Origin of the sequence: Agarivorans sp. QJM3NY_25, from assembly GCF_050870875.2 — a bacterium.
Taxonomy (GTDB): domain Bacteria; phylum Pseudomonadota; class Gammaproteobacteria; order Enterobacterales; family Celerinatantimonadaceae; genus Agarivorans.
In genome coordinates this window covers 2219597-2234702 of sequence record NZ_CP194041.2, presented here as the reverse complement: position 1 = coordinate 2234702, position 15106 = coordinate 2219597, and the positions used below count along the sequence as shown (strand labels likewise).

Genomic DNA, 15106 nt, shown 5'->3' with positions numbered 1-15106 from the left:
TACAACCAAGCAATACCATAAACCAAAGTGGAGAGAATAATGGATAAAAATAATGCGGTAAGCGCCGGCAAATGCCCAGTGATGCACGGCTCTCGAACTAAAGTTGCTGATAAGGGCACCGCCAATCAAGATTGGTGGCCGAATCAACTCAACCTCAATATTCTTCACCAACACAGTAAAGAATCAAACCCGCTCGGTGAAAACTTTGACTATGCGCAAGCATTTAAAAGCCTCGACTTCGCAGCACTTAAACATGATCTTCAAGCCTTAATGACCGATTCACAAGATTGGTGGCCAGCCGATTACGGCCATTATGGACCGTTTTTTATTCGCATGGCATGGCACAGTGCAGGCACCTATCGCACCGGTGATGGCCGTGGCGGTGCTGGCAGCGGTAGTCAACGTTTTGCTCCCCTTAATAGTTGGCCTGACAACGTGAACTTAGACAAGGCTCGCCGCTTACTCTGGCCAATTAAACAGAAATACGGAAACAAAATTTCTTGGGCAGACTTGATGATCTTAACCGGTAATGTCGCATTAGAATCGATGGGCCTAAAAACCTTTGGTTTTGCTGGCGGGCGCGTCGATATATGGCAACCCGAAGAAGACATCTATTGGGGAACAGAGCGAGAATGGTTAGATGACAAACGTTACAACGGAGAACGAGATCTAGAAAATCCTTTAGCCGCAGTACAAATGGGCTTAATTTACGTGAATCCAGAAGGGCCCAATGGCGACCCCGATCCCCTCGCCTCAGCCAAGGATATTCGTGAAACCTTTGCCCGCATGGCCATGGATGACTATGAAACGGTGGCGCTGATCGCTGGCGGTCATACCTTTGGTAAAACACACGGCGCAGGTGATGCCGCGCAGGTCGGTGCCGAACCAGAAGCCGCGTCCATCGAGCAACAAGGTTTAGGTTGGCACAATAGTATGGGATCAGGCAAGGGTGTGGACACTATTTCTAGCGGTTTAGAAGGCGCTTGGACTGCCACGCCAACGCAATGGGATAACAGCTTCTTTGAAACCCTATTTGGTAACGAGTGGCAACTCACCAAAAGCCCAGCCGGTGCCCAACAGTGGACACCAACAGGCAATAGCGCCAAAAATAGCGTCCCCGATGCTCACGATCCGTCGAGAAGCCATGCGCCAATGATGGCAACCTCAGACATTGCACTTCGCGAAGATCCCGCCTATCGCAAAATATCTCAGCATTTTCATCAAAATCCTGAAGAATTTGCCGACGCCTTCGCTCGCGCCTGGTTCAAACTAACTCACCGCGACATGGGACCCGTTCAACGCTACCTCGGCCCAGAAGTCCCTGCCGAAGAATTAATTTGGCAAGATCCTATTCCAGCGGTAGAGCATGCAATCATCGACGACGCCGATATTAAGGCGCTCAAAGTAAAATTGTTAAATTCTGGACTATCGGTATCTGAGCTAGTTGCAACGGCTTGGGCTTCGGCCTCGACCTTCCGCGGTTCGGATCTACGCGGTGGCGCCAATGGGGCTCGGATCCGCCTTGCACCACAAAAAGACTGGCAGGCCAATCAACCCGCTCAGTTAGCCAAGGTATTAGCGGTACTAGAAGCCATTCAAAGCGAGTTTAATCAAGCCCAGAGCAATAACAAACAGGTCTCGCTCGCTGATCTAATCGTACTGGGCGGTAACGCTGCCATTGAACAAGCAGCGCTAGCAGCCGGACAAAAGCTTGAAGTTCCGTTTAGTGCCGGGCGCAATGATGCCTCGCAGCAACAAACTGACGTCACAGCGTTCGAACCCTTAGAGCCTATCGCAGACGGATTCCGCAATTATCTAAAAGCGAGCTACAGCGTGTCGTCGGAAGAACTATTGCTTGATAAGGCACAACTACTTGGTTTAAGTGCTCCTGAAATGACGGTACTGATCGGCGGCATGCGAGTCCTCAATGCCAACTATCAGCAAACGCAACATGGGGTATTGACCCAGCGACCAGAGCAGTTGAGTAATGACTTCTTTGTGAATCTGCTAGATATGGCAACCGAGTGGAAACCAAGTGCCACAGAAAAAGGCGTATTTGAAGGACGTGAGCGAACGAATGGCGCATTAAAATGGACCGCCACCCGAGTTGATTTGGTATTTGGTTCCAACTCGCAGTTGCGGGCACTTGCCGAAGTGTATGCCCAAAGTGATGCACAAACCAAGTTCTTACACGACTTTGTAGCCGCGTGGAATAAGGTGATGAACGCCGATCGCTTCGATCTCGCTTAAATAACCAGTGCTAAAAATGATAGCAACCATCGGAGCCAATCCGATGGTTTTTTTTGCGCTTTAGCTTCGTTGGTCTTTCGGCGTTTCCATCACCACCAGAGTTGAAATCGAATTAACTTGAGGGATCTCACCCAGCACGTCAGAATGAAAACGTTTATAGGCGGCAAGATCGGCAGTCTCGATCCGTAACAGGTACTCATTCGCCCCAGTGATGTTATGACATTCGGTGACTTGTTTGGCATCCATAATGTGCGCTTCAAAATCGAGCTGCGATTGTTTGCTATGATTCGACAGCCCAATCGTGACATAGGCGATGAATCCTATCCCTAATTTGATTGGGTTAAGCACCGCTCGATAACCTTGAATCACTTGGCTGCGCTCCAGCTCTTGCACTCGACGTAAAGTCGCCGAAGGTGACAAACCGATGCGTTCTGCCAACTCCACATTAGTTAAGCGACCGTTCAATTTTAGCTCTCGCAATATTCTTTCGTCGAACCTATCCATAACCACCAATAGTTGTGCATTAATGCTGATCTAAACAAATATAGGCACAAAATTTACGGCATATCTAATTAATATACAAGTACCCAATACAATTGAAATAAGAAACAGACATGGAATATCAACAACTTATAGCACTAGTTAGCTTTGCTTTTGTTTCAACGGTCACACCCGGTCCAAACAATATTATGCTAATGAGCTCGGGAGCGAGTGTCGGTTTCATTCGCACCATCCCCCACATGTTAGGCGTGGTATTTGGTTTCAGCTTGATGGTGATCTTGTTAGGTTTCGGTTTAACGGGGCTGTTTACTCGTTACCCCTTTATTCATCAGCTATTACAGATTGCCTGCATACTTTATCTGCTCTTTCTAGCGTTTAAAATTGCTCGCAGTAAGCCAGTGAACGCGACGCATCAGCAATATCAAGCAATGAGCTTTTTATCTGCAGCTGCGTTTCAATGGGTCAACCCCAAAGCTTGGTCTATGGCACTCAGCGCCATTAGTGTGTATGCACCAAGCAGCGAACTAAATAGTGTGCTCCTTGTTTCATTGATCTTTAGCTTAATTAACCTCCCTTCGGTCGGCATTTGGGCCGCTGCGGGGAAACAATTACAAACTTTTTTAACTGCACCTAATAAGATAAGAGCTTTTAATTACTGCATGGCAGGTTTGTTAGTCATATCAGTGATCCCAATGGTTTAATACCCGCTTAATTGATGACGGGGGTAAACTTGCTCATTCTTCAAGCAAATTGCCGCTCAGAATTGAGCTAATCAAGAGAGATATTGCTAAAAAGTATCAAGCAATATCTCTCACTTATTGATTCTGAGCGATTCGCCACAACACACCACTTGGATCCGTCAGACAAAACTCCAACATGCCCCAAGGTTGGCTCACTAATTCAGACAAGCTCACGCTAAATGCTGAGCTTACCTCCGATTTAATTATATGTTCACGCCAACTCGCAGCATCTTCTACTAACAAATGCATCATAAAATTTTGGCAATGAGCACTCTCATAAAAATCTTGAAGCAAAAAAGAGCATGCGCCTTTTCTAAAATAAGCAATCCCATCGAAATCCGAAGCGAGCTCAAATCCTATGGCCTGATAAAAACGTTTAGAATCCTCGAAATTTTTAGCTGGCACAAAAGACTTTATTTCAATTATGTCTAGGTTTTGCATTGCGACTCCTTCGGCGAATGAGTTTCGATTTAACCGAATCATTGACAAATTATCAACGACAAATTAAAACTATATTAACTTTAAGGACATGAGCCGAAAACTAACCTTATGATAGCAGCCAGGACGAGAAACAAACGTCCTGAGCCAAGCATACCAAACCAGTGTTAAGCTAGCTTAGCAACAAAGCTGTAAGGAAGCCTCCTTCTCAAAAACCAACGATTTAAGTTGATCGCGACAATATTTATTTCAACTTAATTAGCCACCAGTAAATGCGAGCATTTTTTATCATTGCTTTGTCAAATATGGAACAATCATGAAACGTCTGATCTTAGTTACATCGCCACCGGCCAGTGGTAAAACCTATATTTCAAAACAATTAGCCAAAGCGCTCAAACATGTGGTGTATTTAGACAAAGACACCTTGATTGTACTATCTCATCAAATTTTCAAGCTAGCGAACCAAGAAATAAATCGAAGTTCAGATTTCTTTGAAGAGCATATTCGCAACTACGAATATGAAGCAACTTTAGCACTGGCCATGGAGGCATTGGACTATGACGATATTGTGTTAATCAATGCCCCATTTACCCGTGAAATAAGAGATACCGCATATATCGATAACTTAAAGAATAAGCTCATTGAAAAAAAAGCGCGGCTCACGGTGGTTTGGGTTGAAACGGATATTGAGGTGGTTAAACAACGGATGATTCAAAGAAACTCGTCTAGAGATACTTGGAAATTAAATAATTGGGATGAGTATCTTCAAGGCCTTGATTTTTCAATTCCCCGTAGCATCGACAACCCAGAGATCATTGACGATTTATTGCTATTTCGTAACTCAAATGAAGAGCAGTACCGCCAGTCGATGCAAGAAATACTGGCTATTTTAGAAGCCAAGCCGTAAAACCAGATTGAAAAATATGATTTCGAAAGGCTTATTTAAAGAGCAAAACCTCCACCATCAAAAAAGTGTATATAAATTTTGTCGAATCGTGGCGATAACTTCCCGATAAAAATCTGGAACAACCACATCAAAACCGTTTGCGACTCGGCATCCTTGTTTCGCCAAGCAGGTGTCGAAACTTAACGAAATTGCGGCATAAAGTCTAAATTTTGCTGAATCGTCTCTTGCAGCGCTTGCTCTAAAACCGAGCCTGTATTCACCAGCGGGTTGAGGATCAAGGCTCGATGTGCAGCGTTACGATTACCAGTAACCGCCGCTTCGACAGTCAACGATTCAAATTCTTTCATCAACTGGATTAAACGTAAAGTATCACTTGGAAAAGGCGCGACGTTGAGCGGTAATGGTCCAGACTTGGTTATCACACTACTGACTTCTACAACGCAATCATTGGCAAGCCCTGCTATAGCACCATGATTACGCGTATTCACATGCATAATAGTCCGTTTATCGTTGTAAATTGCACTCATCAGCTCACAAGCAGCTTGTGAATAGTATTGCCCACCCCGTTTTTCAAGTTCTTTAGGCTTCTCGCTTAACGCTGGGTTGCGGTAAATGTCAAACAGGCGCTTCTCCATCGCTTTGACCACTTCGCCCCGCGTCCCTTCAGAATTTGCCTCTGTAAGTTCCTGCGCCATAATATCTTGGCTGCTGTAGTAGTAGCGTAAATAGGCGCAAGGGATCATGCCCATATGACGCAGTAGCTCTGCAGGCCAAGCGAATGGCGGAATGTTTTTTGGCACCAAGGGATCATTGCCAGCCAAAATGTGTTCCACCACTTCCGCTAACTTATCTTGCCCCTGATAAAGAATTTGCCGCGCCCAAATCAGGTGGTTCAGCCCAGCTAATTGTAAAACAATATCTTTTTCGTCGGCACCCAGTAATTGTGCCACACCCTTTTGCATGATCACCGGCACATTACATAAACCCACAGCTTTCACTCGAGAGTATTTAAGAATCGCTTCGGTGACCATACCAGAGGGATTAGTAAAATTTAGCAGCCATGCATCAGGACAATATTGCTCCATTTCATGGCAGATCGCCAAAGCAATCGGAATCGTACGACAAGCATTGGCAAAACCACCTAAGCCATTAGTTTCCTGACCAATCATGCCATACTTCAAGGCGATACGTTCATCACGGATCCGCCCTTCTAAGCAGCCAGCCCTAAATTGAGAACAAACAAAATCAGCCCCCTGCAAAGCCGCAATGCGATCCAAGGTGACATGCACCGCAATGTGGTCCATACCATTCTTAGCTAACATACGCCGAGTTAAATCACCAATGATGGCGACTTTCTCTCTGCCAGCTTCGATATCTACCAGCCATAACTCAGCAATCGCTAGCTCATCTTTAAGCTTGATGAGACCTTCCATCAACTCGGGCGTGTAACTTGAACCCGCTCCAATAATGCATATCTTAAGAGTCGATTTCATCTTTTCGTCCCCCTATAGGCAAGTTAAATTAATTAAAGCATTGGTTTTCAAGTGAAACAAACCAGATATAATCCATCATGTATTAGAATCACTAATGTGTAGTGGAGATCGCATCGATGGATCGCAAACAATTATTACTCACCAATATGTATACATTTAGTATTGCCGCTAAATTTTTAAGCTTTACCAAGGCTGCAGAAGAGCTATTTATTACTCAAGGAGCCGTGAGTCAACGGATCAAGTCACTAGAACAACAATTAGGATTTAGCCTATTTGTACGACTGACCCGCCGCCTAGAACTCACCGAAGAAGGCGGTCGTTTGTTACACGCTCTCAGCCAATCCTTTGATGTCATATTTTCAGAAATTGAAGACATTAAATTTAATGAGTTAAGAGGTGAACTATATATTGGCGTTGCGCCTACCTTTGCTCAAAGCTGGTTACTCCCGCGTCTCGCGAAGTTTCAAAACCTGTATCCCAATCTCAATGTCAAAATTAGAGTGAAAGCCAGTCGTTTAGATTTTCAACATGAACCCGTCGATCTAGCGATCTATTACGGTGAAAAAAGCTACCCTGAATTTTATAGCTGCCGACTATTTGAAGAAATGCTCACACCGGTATGCAGCCCTACATACTACCGAAAACTATTTGGCGAACACGGACATCAAAGCTCAGCGATCGCCTCTCAGTTGACCAAAGCCACGTTCATACATTGTTCTGAATCTTTAGAAGCAGATGAACCGAATCGTGAATGGCGATTATGGCTCAAAGCGCAACCTGAAAACTCACTGCAAACCCTAAAGGTATTAGAGCGAACTTATATTTTTAATCACTCGGAGATGGCAATGACTGCCGCCAAGAATGAAATGGGAATTGCCATGGCTCGGGAATCATTGGTCACTAAGAGCCTGCAAACGGGTGAATTAATTGCACCATTTCAACGAGTCCATGCTGGTCGAGGCTACGATTTAATTTGCCTTAACGGGCAAGAGCATCGCCCACGAATCGCCGCCTTTATTGACTGGCTCAAACAACAAAGTGCCGCTGAAAAGATCCCCTTAATGTAAATCAACCAAGCCAGCTGTGGCCAACAAATTTGCAGACAAACAAGTGGTCTAGGTCGGGGTTTCAGATTACGCCAGCATTTTGACTCGCCTAAAAGGTAATCGGTGATTAAAGCGGGCATCCAATTATCTTGTTAGGTACACGCATGAGTGCGGCTTCATCCAAAAGCGCTTGGGATTTAGAGCGTCCCTCCCAAAAACGACCGGTGCATTGGTCTTCTTGGTTGGCGGCTCGCGCAATGTGTTCGTTTAAATGGCGCATAAACCAGCTTAAGTCATACAGGCGAGTCCGATACACTTCGGCGATGGCGCTGATGGCCTGTAGTTGCACCTCATTAACTGCGGTCGTAACTCAAAGTTGAGATACATCTGAGTCAGTAAGGTGCCCTGATGCAAACGATGCCAGCGCGCTAACACTTCATCCATTGACCAAGCTTCTGCTTGCTGCGGATTAACATGTAGCACGAGGTGGGTATGATTACTCATGACAGCATAAGCACAAACATCAATGGCGAACACCGACGCTTATTTGAGTAGATAATCCTCGACCCACTGGCGGCGGTGCCCATAGCTTTTGCCGGTTTGTTGGTCTTCGCCACACAGAAACGCCCGTCGAACACAACGCAAAACACCGTGATAGCAGGGTGTATCTGATAGCTCACTTGCGAGCGTCTTGACCGAGGCATAATGATAACTCCCCAAATAAATCACTATTGATAGTTCAAACTATTATAGGTGTTTCGTTAGTTGGGATGGGTGTCTTGTTTGACTGCTTAGGGATAAATGAAGCGCAGTGGCTGACTTTAAGCGGTGAGTTTGAACGGCACTTTTCTGGGGCTGTTGGTCAAGAGCGCTTGCTCAGGCAATACCATCAGCATATGGGACATAAACGAACGGCCGGTTTAAGTTGCTGCAAACGTTTGCTAAATCGCGCTTAAGCGCGAGCTTGCTTTCGAACTATGTCTTAATCATCAGTATTGTATCGGTGGTGATACCTTGCTGAGGCGCACATTGGCCCAGAAATTATCAAACCGAGTCACCTACTCTGAATTTAGCCGTTAATCGGCATGACAATCGCCTCAGAACTAAATGATTGTAGTGGTGTTCACTTCACTAACGTTGTTACTGTATTTATGATTTTTAATATGGATGTCCACTTTAACCACACTTAAGTTGATGAGGCTTAAGTGCCGGGCCTGTTGAACTAGCGGCCAAGCTAGTGAGTTAAACGATCGCAAGTTAAGCAGATCTCCCCAGATAAGAACATGCACTGTCTCTGCACTGCTGCATCATTTACGGTGGCCGTTAGATCACATGGCTTCGTTGTCTTGTGCCAACTCGCCTCCAGCCTACGCCTCATATGATGTTCTTGTTCATCAGCTCGCAGGTTTGCGTCCGGCTTCCTTCAGACATTCCCTCGCAGTTATGCCCTTGCCATTCGCTAGTAGTTAGCGTTTAATAATCAAAGTGTTATTAAACGGTGACCTTCCTACAGAGGACTTTCACCTCATTAGTTCATGCCCATGCTGGGCGTACACAAGCAATTTAACAGGGCTAAAAACAGTGGGCTATCGCTCGTACCTCACTCATTTTAGCCCACAATTTTTAGCCCGTTAATATGGGCGTTAGCAGTCTAAACTATGAAAAAATGGCGTATCGAATATAGAGTGGAATATACACCAAGCCCTTTGAGCTTTTGGGTGCATAAACACCTAGATAGTGAAGTGTGGTCAAATGCTACTAAGTTTGATCCTCCTCTTCCTAGAAGTATTCCGTGCAAGGGTTTTCCTGTTTTAGTTATTAATGCCCTCGGTGTTGAACTCGAATTTTCTTCTATTGAGGAGGCTGAGCATTTCTTGGATATTATCAGCAAAAAAAATATGCCAACTTCTTTACAACTTTCAAATTTGAGGGGGGGAAGTTATGGGCCTAATGGACATTGGCTAAGTCGGCTCCCAGCACGCTTAAAGCCTTGGGTAAAGCGAGAGAAAATAATCCCAATTATTAAAGGTGGTATACGAGAGTTTAAGTTAAGTCCCGTATAATCAACTGCTAACAAGGCAATTAATCGGACATCGTAAGCCAAATGAAAAACTTAGCCAAACTGATAATTTTATGGAGCTTTATTGTGTCTGTAGTTAGCGCTGAAGACCTTTACTTTACCGCTATAGGCGAAGAAGATGGAAAACCACTCATTTTTAGGAGCCTACAATCTGTGCCAGAAGGCTCAAAAGAAACGGATTATCCTTTTCTTATTTCCATTTACTGGCCTTATATACCAGCAAATGACGGTGGGATGCCTGATGCAGAGGCAAATGAAGCTCAAATAGTTTTCGAAGATGCTTTAGAGTACTTGGATAAACCAGGTATAAGTCACTTAATGCTAGTTGTAACAGGAAACGGCAGAAAGGAGTGGCATTGGTATGTCAAAGATATCGAAGACTGGATGCAAGGTCTGAATGATGCGCTAGCAGGGAAACCTGTATTTCCAATTGAAATAGAAAACTCAAAGCAGCCAGATTGGTCGCTGTATCACAATTTTGTTTCTGGCGTAAATGGTATTTAACAAGCAACTGCAGCGGAACAATGAAGGAAATTAAGCGCTGTTTAGCAAGCAGCGACTTCGAGCTAAACCCGTTGTGCGCTTATGGCCGAGGTGTTGATGGTATTTCCGTAATCGGCGCTCTTTACCCACTGCTCCTGAAAAGTGCTGTTCAAACTCGCAACTTAGACTCAGCCATTGCTCTGCGGCTATGCCTAAGCGTTGCATCATGGGGCTGGCCTCTAGCTTGAGGTGGCCTCGTTTGTCTTCTCGAACAATACGGCCAGTGCTATCGACCAATTCCAAATAATGGTGCAGTTGAAAAGGTAAGCCCTGCGGCATGTTGTTTCTTGGGTTACCCACAAAGGGAAACAGCGCTTTCGGTTGGGCTTTGTGTTGTTGTACTGCTTTAGCTCTTAACCTAACACTGGTGTGTTGAGAGGATTCGGGCGTTTTTGCCATTTTCGCCCTGACTGGGTTTAAATCGACATAAGCCATACAGGCCATTAGCGCAGCTTCATCCAGCAAGGCTTGAGATTTAAAACGTCCCTCCCAAAACCTGCCCGTGCATTGGTCTTCTCTATTGGCTTCTCTAGCAATATGTTCATTGAGCTGGCGCATAAACCAACTTAAGTCATAGAGACGTTGGCGGTAAACTTCGGCGGTATCATAAATGCATTGAAGCTGGCTTGCATCTAGTTGACGACGCCGTTCCCGGTTTAAATACATTTGAGTCAGTAAGGTGCCCTTGTGCAAGCGATGCCAGCGCTCAAGCACCTCTTGTATTGACCAAACCTCAGCTTGTTGTTGATTCACATGCAGTACGATATGCGTGTGATTGCTCATGACCGCATAGGCGCACACATCAATGGCGAACACCTCCGCCAGCTTTAGCAAATAGTCCTCTACCCATTGGCGGCGATGGTCATAACTCTTGCCTGTTTGCTTATCCTCACCACACAAATAAGCCCGACGTACACAGCGGGAAACACAGTGGTAATAAGGCGTATCATCCAAGCTTACTTGCGATTTTCTAGGCTGAGGCATAACAACAACTCGACGCGAAGGCTTTACTTAAGCGTAGAAGCGTGGCTAATATTTCGCCGCAATCATGGGTGTCTTATATAATTTTGTTCCGTTTAAAGCCCTTGTGTACGCCCAGCATGGGCATGAACTAATGAGGTGAAAGTCCTCTGTAGGAAGGTCACCGTTTAATAACACTTTGGTTATTAAACGCTAACTACTAGCGAATGGCAAGGGCATTACCGCGAGGGAATGTCTGAAGGAAGCCGGACGCCTTTTTATCTAAAGAGAGGGCGAGCTAATGAAAAATATCATATGAGGCGTAGGCTGGAGGCGAGTTGGCACAAGACAACGAAGCCATGTGATCTAACGGCCACCGTAAATGATGCAGCAGTGCAGAGAAAAGAGAAAGTGCATGTTCTACTTCTTATAAACAAAGAGTGGGGAGCTCTGCTTAGCAAGCTGATCGTTTAACTCACGCCATGGCGATTTAAGCAGACGGCTTTTTTTTAGATAAAAAGTCCCAATGCCGTTCTATTGTGTAATGGTTGGGACATGGTGAAGGCCTGAACCTGAAAATCAATGAGGAGCCTGTGCAGCTCATTGTCTCCGTATCCGACCGGACTGAGGAGTCATGGCGCAAAAACAGAAGCCATCATTGGAATGCAAAGGAGCGAATCGGCCGTTGTATTTTAACCGTTTTCAGGAAACGCCCTGTGCGGAGCCGCATGCAGGGTGTTGTGGGGGCTGGAGGTTAGATACCTCCGGCTACCCGATTATGAGTTGGGCGTATCAGGTACGACTTCACTCTCTCTATAACCTTTAAATAAATAGAGTATGAATCCAGACATCGCTGGAAACAGAACTGCAAAGCAGACCAATAGTACTTTGTGATAAGTGCGTTTCGCAGACCAGGCTACACTAAACGAATAGACGATCATATGTAGCAAGAATAGCAGCACTAATGTCTTCAAACTTATTTCTAACCAACCCCCAACAGGAAGGTATGTCAAAATAGCTGCCCCCAAAAATGAACCATAACAGCTAATTCCTGCGTACTTATTTATCAAACTTAATTCCCTCTTAAACTCATAACGCCCTTGTTAAGCTGCAAAAAATGGTTGGCTAAAATCGCGAAGCGATGGCCAACTGTTTTTTGTCGGCTTGAACAGCTTGATAATCATTGAGCCTCCTCCCTAGCAAACCGTATCAGCGGTATGCTTAAGGTGACCAAACCAACAGCAGAAAGCTCAATGAGATTTTATAATAACTCACATCCATACTACTGTGGCATTGATTTACATGCACCCTTACTTTATGTCTGCATCATTGATTCTAAAGGGGAAGTTGTCGTCCACAAAAAGATTGGGGCTGATAAAAATGACTTGTTACTCATACTCGAACCCTATATCGGCAATGTCATTGTCGGGGTTGAGTGCATGCATTGCTGGTATTGGGTCTCTGATTGGTGTGCTGAACTGGGCATCGATTTCATTCTAGGTCATGCCCTTTACATGAAAGCTATCCATGGCGGTAAAACCAAAAATGATAAAGTAGACTCCTTTAAAATTGCCACACTACTTCGTGGTGGTCATTTCCCTATTGCTTACAATTACCCTCGCGAAATGCGTGCTACGCGAGACTTGTTACGCCGAAGAATGAAGATTGTCCGTCACGGTGCCATGCTCAAAGGCCATGTGGTTAACACCAACAGTCAATACAATCTGCCTGCCACTGACTTAAACCTTAAAAACATGTCTGCAAGACAACAACTACGCGAGCAATACCAAGACCCTATCGTGCAGCGTAATATCGACATGGATATGGCAATACTGGATTTCTACGCCAAAGAACTTGCCCAAGTGGAATGGTTCATTGAAAAACAGGCCAAAAACCATAACCCCGTTTATTTAGAATTGCTAAAGACCGTACCTGGGATTGGCAAAATTTTATCCCTGACCATCTTGTATGAAATTGGTGATATCGCCCGATTTGAATCAGTACAAAAGTTTGCCTCTTACTCTCGGTTAGTGAAGTGCAAAGCTCAGTCTGCTGGTAAAACCTACGGCACTAACGGCAACAAAATCGGTAATGCTCATTTGAAATGGGCATTCTCAGAAGCGGCTGTGCTTTACCTGCGTGGCAATGACAAAGCCCGAAACTACCTTAATCAATTACAAAAAAGGATGAGCAAAGCTAAAGCATTATCGGCACTGGCACATAAACTTGGCCGTTGTGTCTATTTCATGTTGAAGAACAAAACGGTGTTTGATGAACAGCGATTCTTGAAAGGGTAAGTCGCGCAATAAGGTGAGCTGAACGTCTAACTAGATGCTCTTAAAAAGAGAAGCGAGCATGACCGTGAATGATGTGGCTAATGGAGCAATAACTCATCACCATCATCACTATGCCAAAGGCTATTTAAGCTACGCCGACTTGATTAGACACCTTATTGGCGCGCATTAATGAATACAATCAACAAAATCGTTTACACCTTAAATGAGCCTGACACTAACTGTGCATAAAGCCCCTGTGACTTGAATAGTGCCATTTTAGGGTTAACCGATAAATGTCTAGTGCCTCTGACATTCCGAAGGACCGGATAGTCTCAGGCAGCGATAAGATCGCACTAAGAGAGCCTCTATATGTGTTTGCTGTAAACGATGATTTGACAGCTAACTGACAAACGAAGTAGATGCATTTGTTGATTGATTTTAATTTGACTGCAAGAGCAGTCAAATAAGTTAGGCTCGCCTATTGACTACCCGGAGGCTCATATGTGTTAGAAGTTTCCTGTTCTGCAACTTTTTGATTCTCTACTCGAATCATGAGGCCGACAATTATTATACGCATAAGTGATATGATGGCGTCCATTATCATCAATAATTTCACATTTAACCTCACAAGGTTTCCCCAATGCACAACGCCAATAGTGATGCTTATGCTCAAAATCAACTTCAAAACTAACAATTATTTTTGCTGACATTACCCAGTTACGGGGAATACAACGTTTACCCAACAAACTCTCAAGCTTAGCCAAGTATAAGGCTAGCATTGAGTGAAATTCGCTAGTAGGAGGTCTAATACACTGCTCTAGAAGATCCAATTCAATGACCTTTTCATCCTCTTTTTCCAGAAATTTATAAAGCTTTCCGATACCCCAATAGCCATCAACATCATTATTTCTACTATTAAATGATCCACTGATTCCGCTAGCTATACTTCCTAATTCCTTTCGTCGAGCCATATTTCTCCCGGTGACTTCTAACGCCGCAATCAACTGCGTAGCAAGCTGGCGCTTGTTTTGCGGGGTTTATCGCAAAACAAGTGACAGTTTGCGGAGTCAGATTGCATTGCCTTGTTAGGCGCCTGCTTACTTTTTGACACCATTTATAATGTTTTTAATTGACTCTCGTATACCAGATAGCACTTTCTCGTGACGAGTTAAGACTTCATTTGAGTTCTGAAATAAATCTGGATCGAGAAATAATTTCGGCAAATCTTCCACTGAAACACCTCTTTCTCTAGGGGTGAGTATTTCTAAGGAGCGATCCATTATTGCCTCAACCATTTGACGCATTCTTGGATTAGCACCATTCTCTAATACAGTATTTAAAGTTGCCTCAAACTCTTCGATTGATGGAGCATCTTCGAGCACTGGGGCTGCAATTTGTGCAAAAGGAGCCATATTTGGAGCTGGTAGCCTATATGCATAGAGGGTATCAAGAGCCATTATTTTTTTGCTTTTGTCAGAATTCAGCCACTCTTTTATCTTTCCCCAAGGCGTACCCAATAACGCAGCACCTTCTCCCCAATGTGTTGTTACAGGAGATTCAATATTATTTTCAATCCAAATAAGAGCCTCGGAAAGACCGGTATAAGCTAATAATTTTGAATTCGGTGATCTTAGTGCAGGTCTCTGTTGACTCAGTATATCGATTAGCCAGTCAAACGTTGCCTCAGGCCCATTATTCTCCAACATCTCAGCCATTGGATCAGATAAGCCTCTAGAGTCTGCTTGTAATAAATCCATATCTCGAATTACTTCCTTCGCCTAACAGTATATTAATATGCAAATTCCCATCTTTCACGCATGCGAAGTTACCACCTATCACGCACCACAGAAATTCCCATACCCTTTAATATTT

General features: G+C 44.4%; 14 protein-coding genes and 1 pseudogene. 8 read left to right on the top strand and 7 right to left on the bottom strand.

The annotated features are described in order from the left end of the window. Positions 1 to 39: 39 nt before the first annotated feature. Positions 40 to 2250 carry a catalase/peroxidase HPI gene (gene katG, locus ACRRSW_RS10305; protein WP_432459295.1) on the top strand — a complete coding sequence of 737 codons (2211 nt, stop codon included), beginning with the start codon at positions 40 to 42 and terminating at the stop codon, positions 2248 to 2250. 60 nt (positions 2251 to 2310) lie between these two features. Here the strand turns inward: katG and ACRRSW_RS10300 are convergent, their stop codons facing one another. Further along, positions 2311 to 2754: an Lrp/AsnC family transcriptional regulator gene (locus ACRRSW_RS10300; protein ID WP_432453316.1), complete on the bottom strand. Its 444-nt coding sequence runs from the start codon at positions 2752 to 2754 to the stop codon at positions 2311 to 2313. A gap of 110 nt (positions 2755 to 2864) precedes the next feature. Here ACRRSW_RS10300 and ACRRSW_RS10295 point away from each other — a divergent pair, with 110 nt between their 5' ends. Further along, complete coding sequence (locus ACRRSW_RS10295; RefSeq protein ID WP_432459294.1) at positions 2865 to 3452, top strand: LysE family translocator; 588 nt, start codon at positions 2865 to 2867, stop codon at positions 3450 to 3452. Positions 3453 to 3566: 114 nt separating this feature from the next. Here ACRRSW_RS10295 and ACRRSW_RS10290 read toward each other — a convergent pair whose 3' ends face one another. Further along, positions 3567 to 3932, bottom strand: a complete 366-nt coding sequence (locus ACRRSW_RS10290) for a VOC family protein (protein ID WP_432459293.1) — start codon at positions 3930 to 3932, stop codon at positions 3567 to 3569. Positions 3933 to 4245: 313 nt separating this feature from the next. Here ACRRSW_RS10290 and ACRRSW_RS10285 point away from each other — a divergent pair, with 313 nt between their 5' ends. Continuing rightward, positions 4246 to 4836, top strand: coding sequence for an AAA family ATPase (locus ACRRSW_RS10285; protein WP_432459291.1), 591 nt, complete (start codon positions 4246 to 4248; stop codon positions 4834 to 4836). Positions 4837 to 5015: 179 nt separating this feature from the next. Here ACRRSW_RS10285 and ACRRSW_RS10280 read toward each other — a convergent pair whose 3' ends face one another. After that, entirely contained in the window at positions 5016 to 6329 is a 1314-nt protein-coding gene (locus ACRRSW_RS10280; protein ID WP_432459290.1) for a 6-phospho-beta-glucosidase, read from the bottom strand. Between the two features lie 116 nt (positions 6330 to 6445). Here ACRRSW_RS10280 and ACRRSW_RS10275 point away from each other — a divergent pair, with 116 nt between their 5' ends. Further along, positions 6446 to 7396 carry a LysR substrate-binding domain-containing protein gene (locus tag ACRRSW_RS10275; RefSeq protein WP_432459289.1) on the top strand — a complete coding sequence of 317 codons (951 nt, stop codon included), beginning with the start codon at positions 6446 to 6448 and terminating at the stop codon, positions 7394 to 7396. Positions 7397 to 7538: 142 nt separating this feature from the next. Here the strand turns inward: ACRRSW_RS10275 and ACRRSW_RS10270 are convergent. Then, positions 7539 to 8079, bottom strand: a pseudogene (locus ACRRSW_RS10270) (transposase); the annotation flags it as partial. A gap of 66 nt (positions 8080 to 8145) precedes the next feature. Between ACRRSW_RS10270 and ACRRSW_RS10265 the strand changes: the two are divergent. The 3 genes from ACRRSW_RS10265 to ACRRSW_RS10255 all read left to right on the top strand — a co-directional run bounded on the left by ACRRSW_RS10265 (position 8146) and on the right by ACRRSW_RS10255 (position 9959). Then, positions 8146 to 8331 (top strand): hypothetical protein, encoded by a 186-nt coding sequence (locus tag ACRRSW_RS10265; RefSeq protein WP_439037773.1) that lies wholly within the window; start codon positions 8146 to 8148, stop codon positions 8329 to 8331. 702 nt (positions 8332 to 9033) lie between these two features. After that, positions 9034 to 9438: a hypothetical protein gene (locus tag ACRRSW_RS10260; protein ID WP_432459287.1), complete on the top strand. Its 405-nt coding sequence runs from the start codon at positions 9034 to 9036 to the stop codon at positions 9436 to 9438. A 41-nt stretch (positions 9439 to 9479) separates the two neighbouring features. Continuing rightward, positions 9480 to 9959, top strand: coding sequence for a DUF695 domain-containing protein (locus tag ACRRSW_RS10255; protein ID WP_432459286.1), 480 nt, complete (start codon positions 9480 to 9482; stop codon positions 9957 to 9959). Positions 9960 to 9989: 30 nt separating this feature from the next. Here the strand turns inward: ACRRSW_RS10255 and ACRRSW_RS10250 are convergent, their stop codons facing one another. Continuing rightward, positions 9990 to 10982, bottom strand: coding sequence for a transposase (locus ACRRSW_RS10250; protein WP_432459285.1), 993 nt, complete (start codon positions 10980 to 10982; stop codon positions 9990 to 9992). A 1229-nt stretch (positions 10983 to 12211) separates the two neighbouring features. On the opposite strand from ACRRSW_RS10250, the gene ACRRSW_RS10245 reads away from it, so the two are divergent. Then, a complete protein-coding gene (locus ACRRSW_RS10245) occupies positions 12212 to 13255 on the top strand; it encodes an IS110 family transposase (protein ID WP_432459284.1) in 1044 nt (347 codons plus the stop codon). Positions 13256 to 13740: 485 nt separating this feature from the next. Here the strand turns inward: ACRRSW_RS10245 and ACRRSW_RS10240 are convergent, their stop codons facing one another. After that, on the bottom strand, positions 13741 to 14205 hold the full coding sequence (locus ACRRSW_RS10240; protein WP_432459283.1) for a hypothetical protein: 465 nt from the start codon (positions 14203 to 14205) through the stop codon (positions 13741 to 13743). 126 nt (positions 14206 to 14331) lie between these two features. Then, entirely contained in the window at positions 14332 to 14991 is a 660-nt protein-coding gene (locus ACRRSW_RS10235) for a hypothetical protein (protein WP_432459282.1), read from the bottom strand. Between the last annotated feature and the right edge of the window lie 115 nt (positions 14992 to 15106).

Coding starts and splice junctions, on each gene's coding strand:
- ACRRSW_RS10235 (WP_432459282.1), bottom strand. CDS start 14,991: ATGGATTTATTACAAGCAGACTCTAGAGGCTTATCTGATCCAATGGCT.
- ACRRSW_RS10260 (WP_432459287.1), top strand. CDS start 9,034: ATGAAAAAATGGCGTATCGAATATAGAGTGGAATATACACCAAGCCCT.
- ACRRSW_RS10290 (WP_432459293.1), bottom strand. CDS start 3,932: ATGCAAAACCTAGACATAATTGAAATAAAGTCTTTTGTGCCAGCTAAA.
- ACRRSW_RS10250 (WP_432459285.1), bottom strand. CDS start 10,982: ATGCCTCAGCCTAGAAAATCGCAAGTAAGCTTGGATGATACGCCTTAT.
- ACRRSW_RS10265 (WP_439037773.1), top strand. CDS start 8,146: ATGGGTGTCTTGTTTGACTGCTTAGGGATAAATGAAGCGCAGTGGCTG.
- ACRRSW_RS10300 (WP_432453316.1), bottom strand. CDS start 2,754: ATGGATAGGTTCGACGAAAGAATATTGCGAGAGCTAAAATTGAACGGT.
- ACRRSW_RS10295 (WP_432459294.1), top strand. CDS start 2,865: ATGGAATATCAACAACTTATAGCACTAGTTAGCTTTGCTTTTGTTTCA.
- ACRRSW_RS10285 (WP_432459291.1), top strand. CDS start 4,246: ATGAAACGTCTGATCTTAGTTACATCGCCACCGGCCAGTGGTAAAACC.
- ACRRSW_RS10240 (WP_432459283.1), bottom strand. CDS start 14,205: ATGGCTCGACGAAAGGAATTAGGAAGTATAGCTAGCGGAATCAGTGGA.
- ACRRSW_RS10255 (WP_432459286.1), top strand. CDS start 9,480: ATGAAAAACTTAGCCAAACTGATAATTTTATGGAGCTTTATTGTGTCT.
- katG (WP_432459295.1), top strand. CDS start 40: ATGGATAAAAATAATGCGGTAAGCGCCGGCAAATGCCCAGTGATGCAC.
- ACRRSW_RS10245 (WP_432459284.1), top strand. CDS start 12,212: ATGAGATTTTATAATAACTCACATCCATACTACTGTGGCATTGATTTA.
- ACRRSW_RS10280 (WP_432459290.1), bottom strand. CDS start 6,329: ATGAAATCGACTCTTAAGATATGCATTATTGGAGCGGGTTCAAGTTAC.
- ACRRSW_RS10275 (WP_432459289.1), top strand. CDS start 6,446: ATGGATCGCAAACAATTATTACTCACCAATATGTATACATTTAGTATT.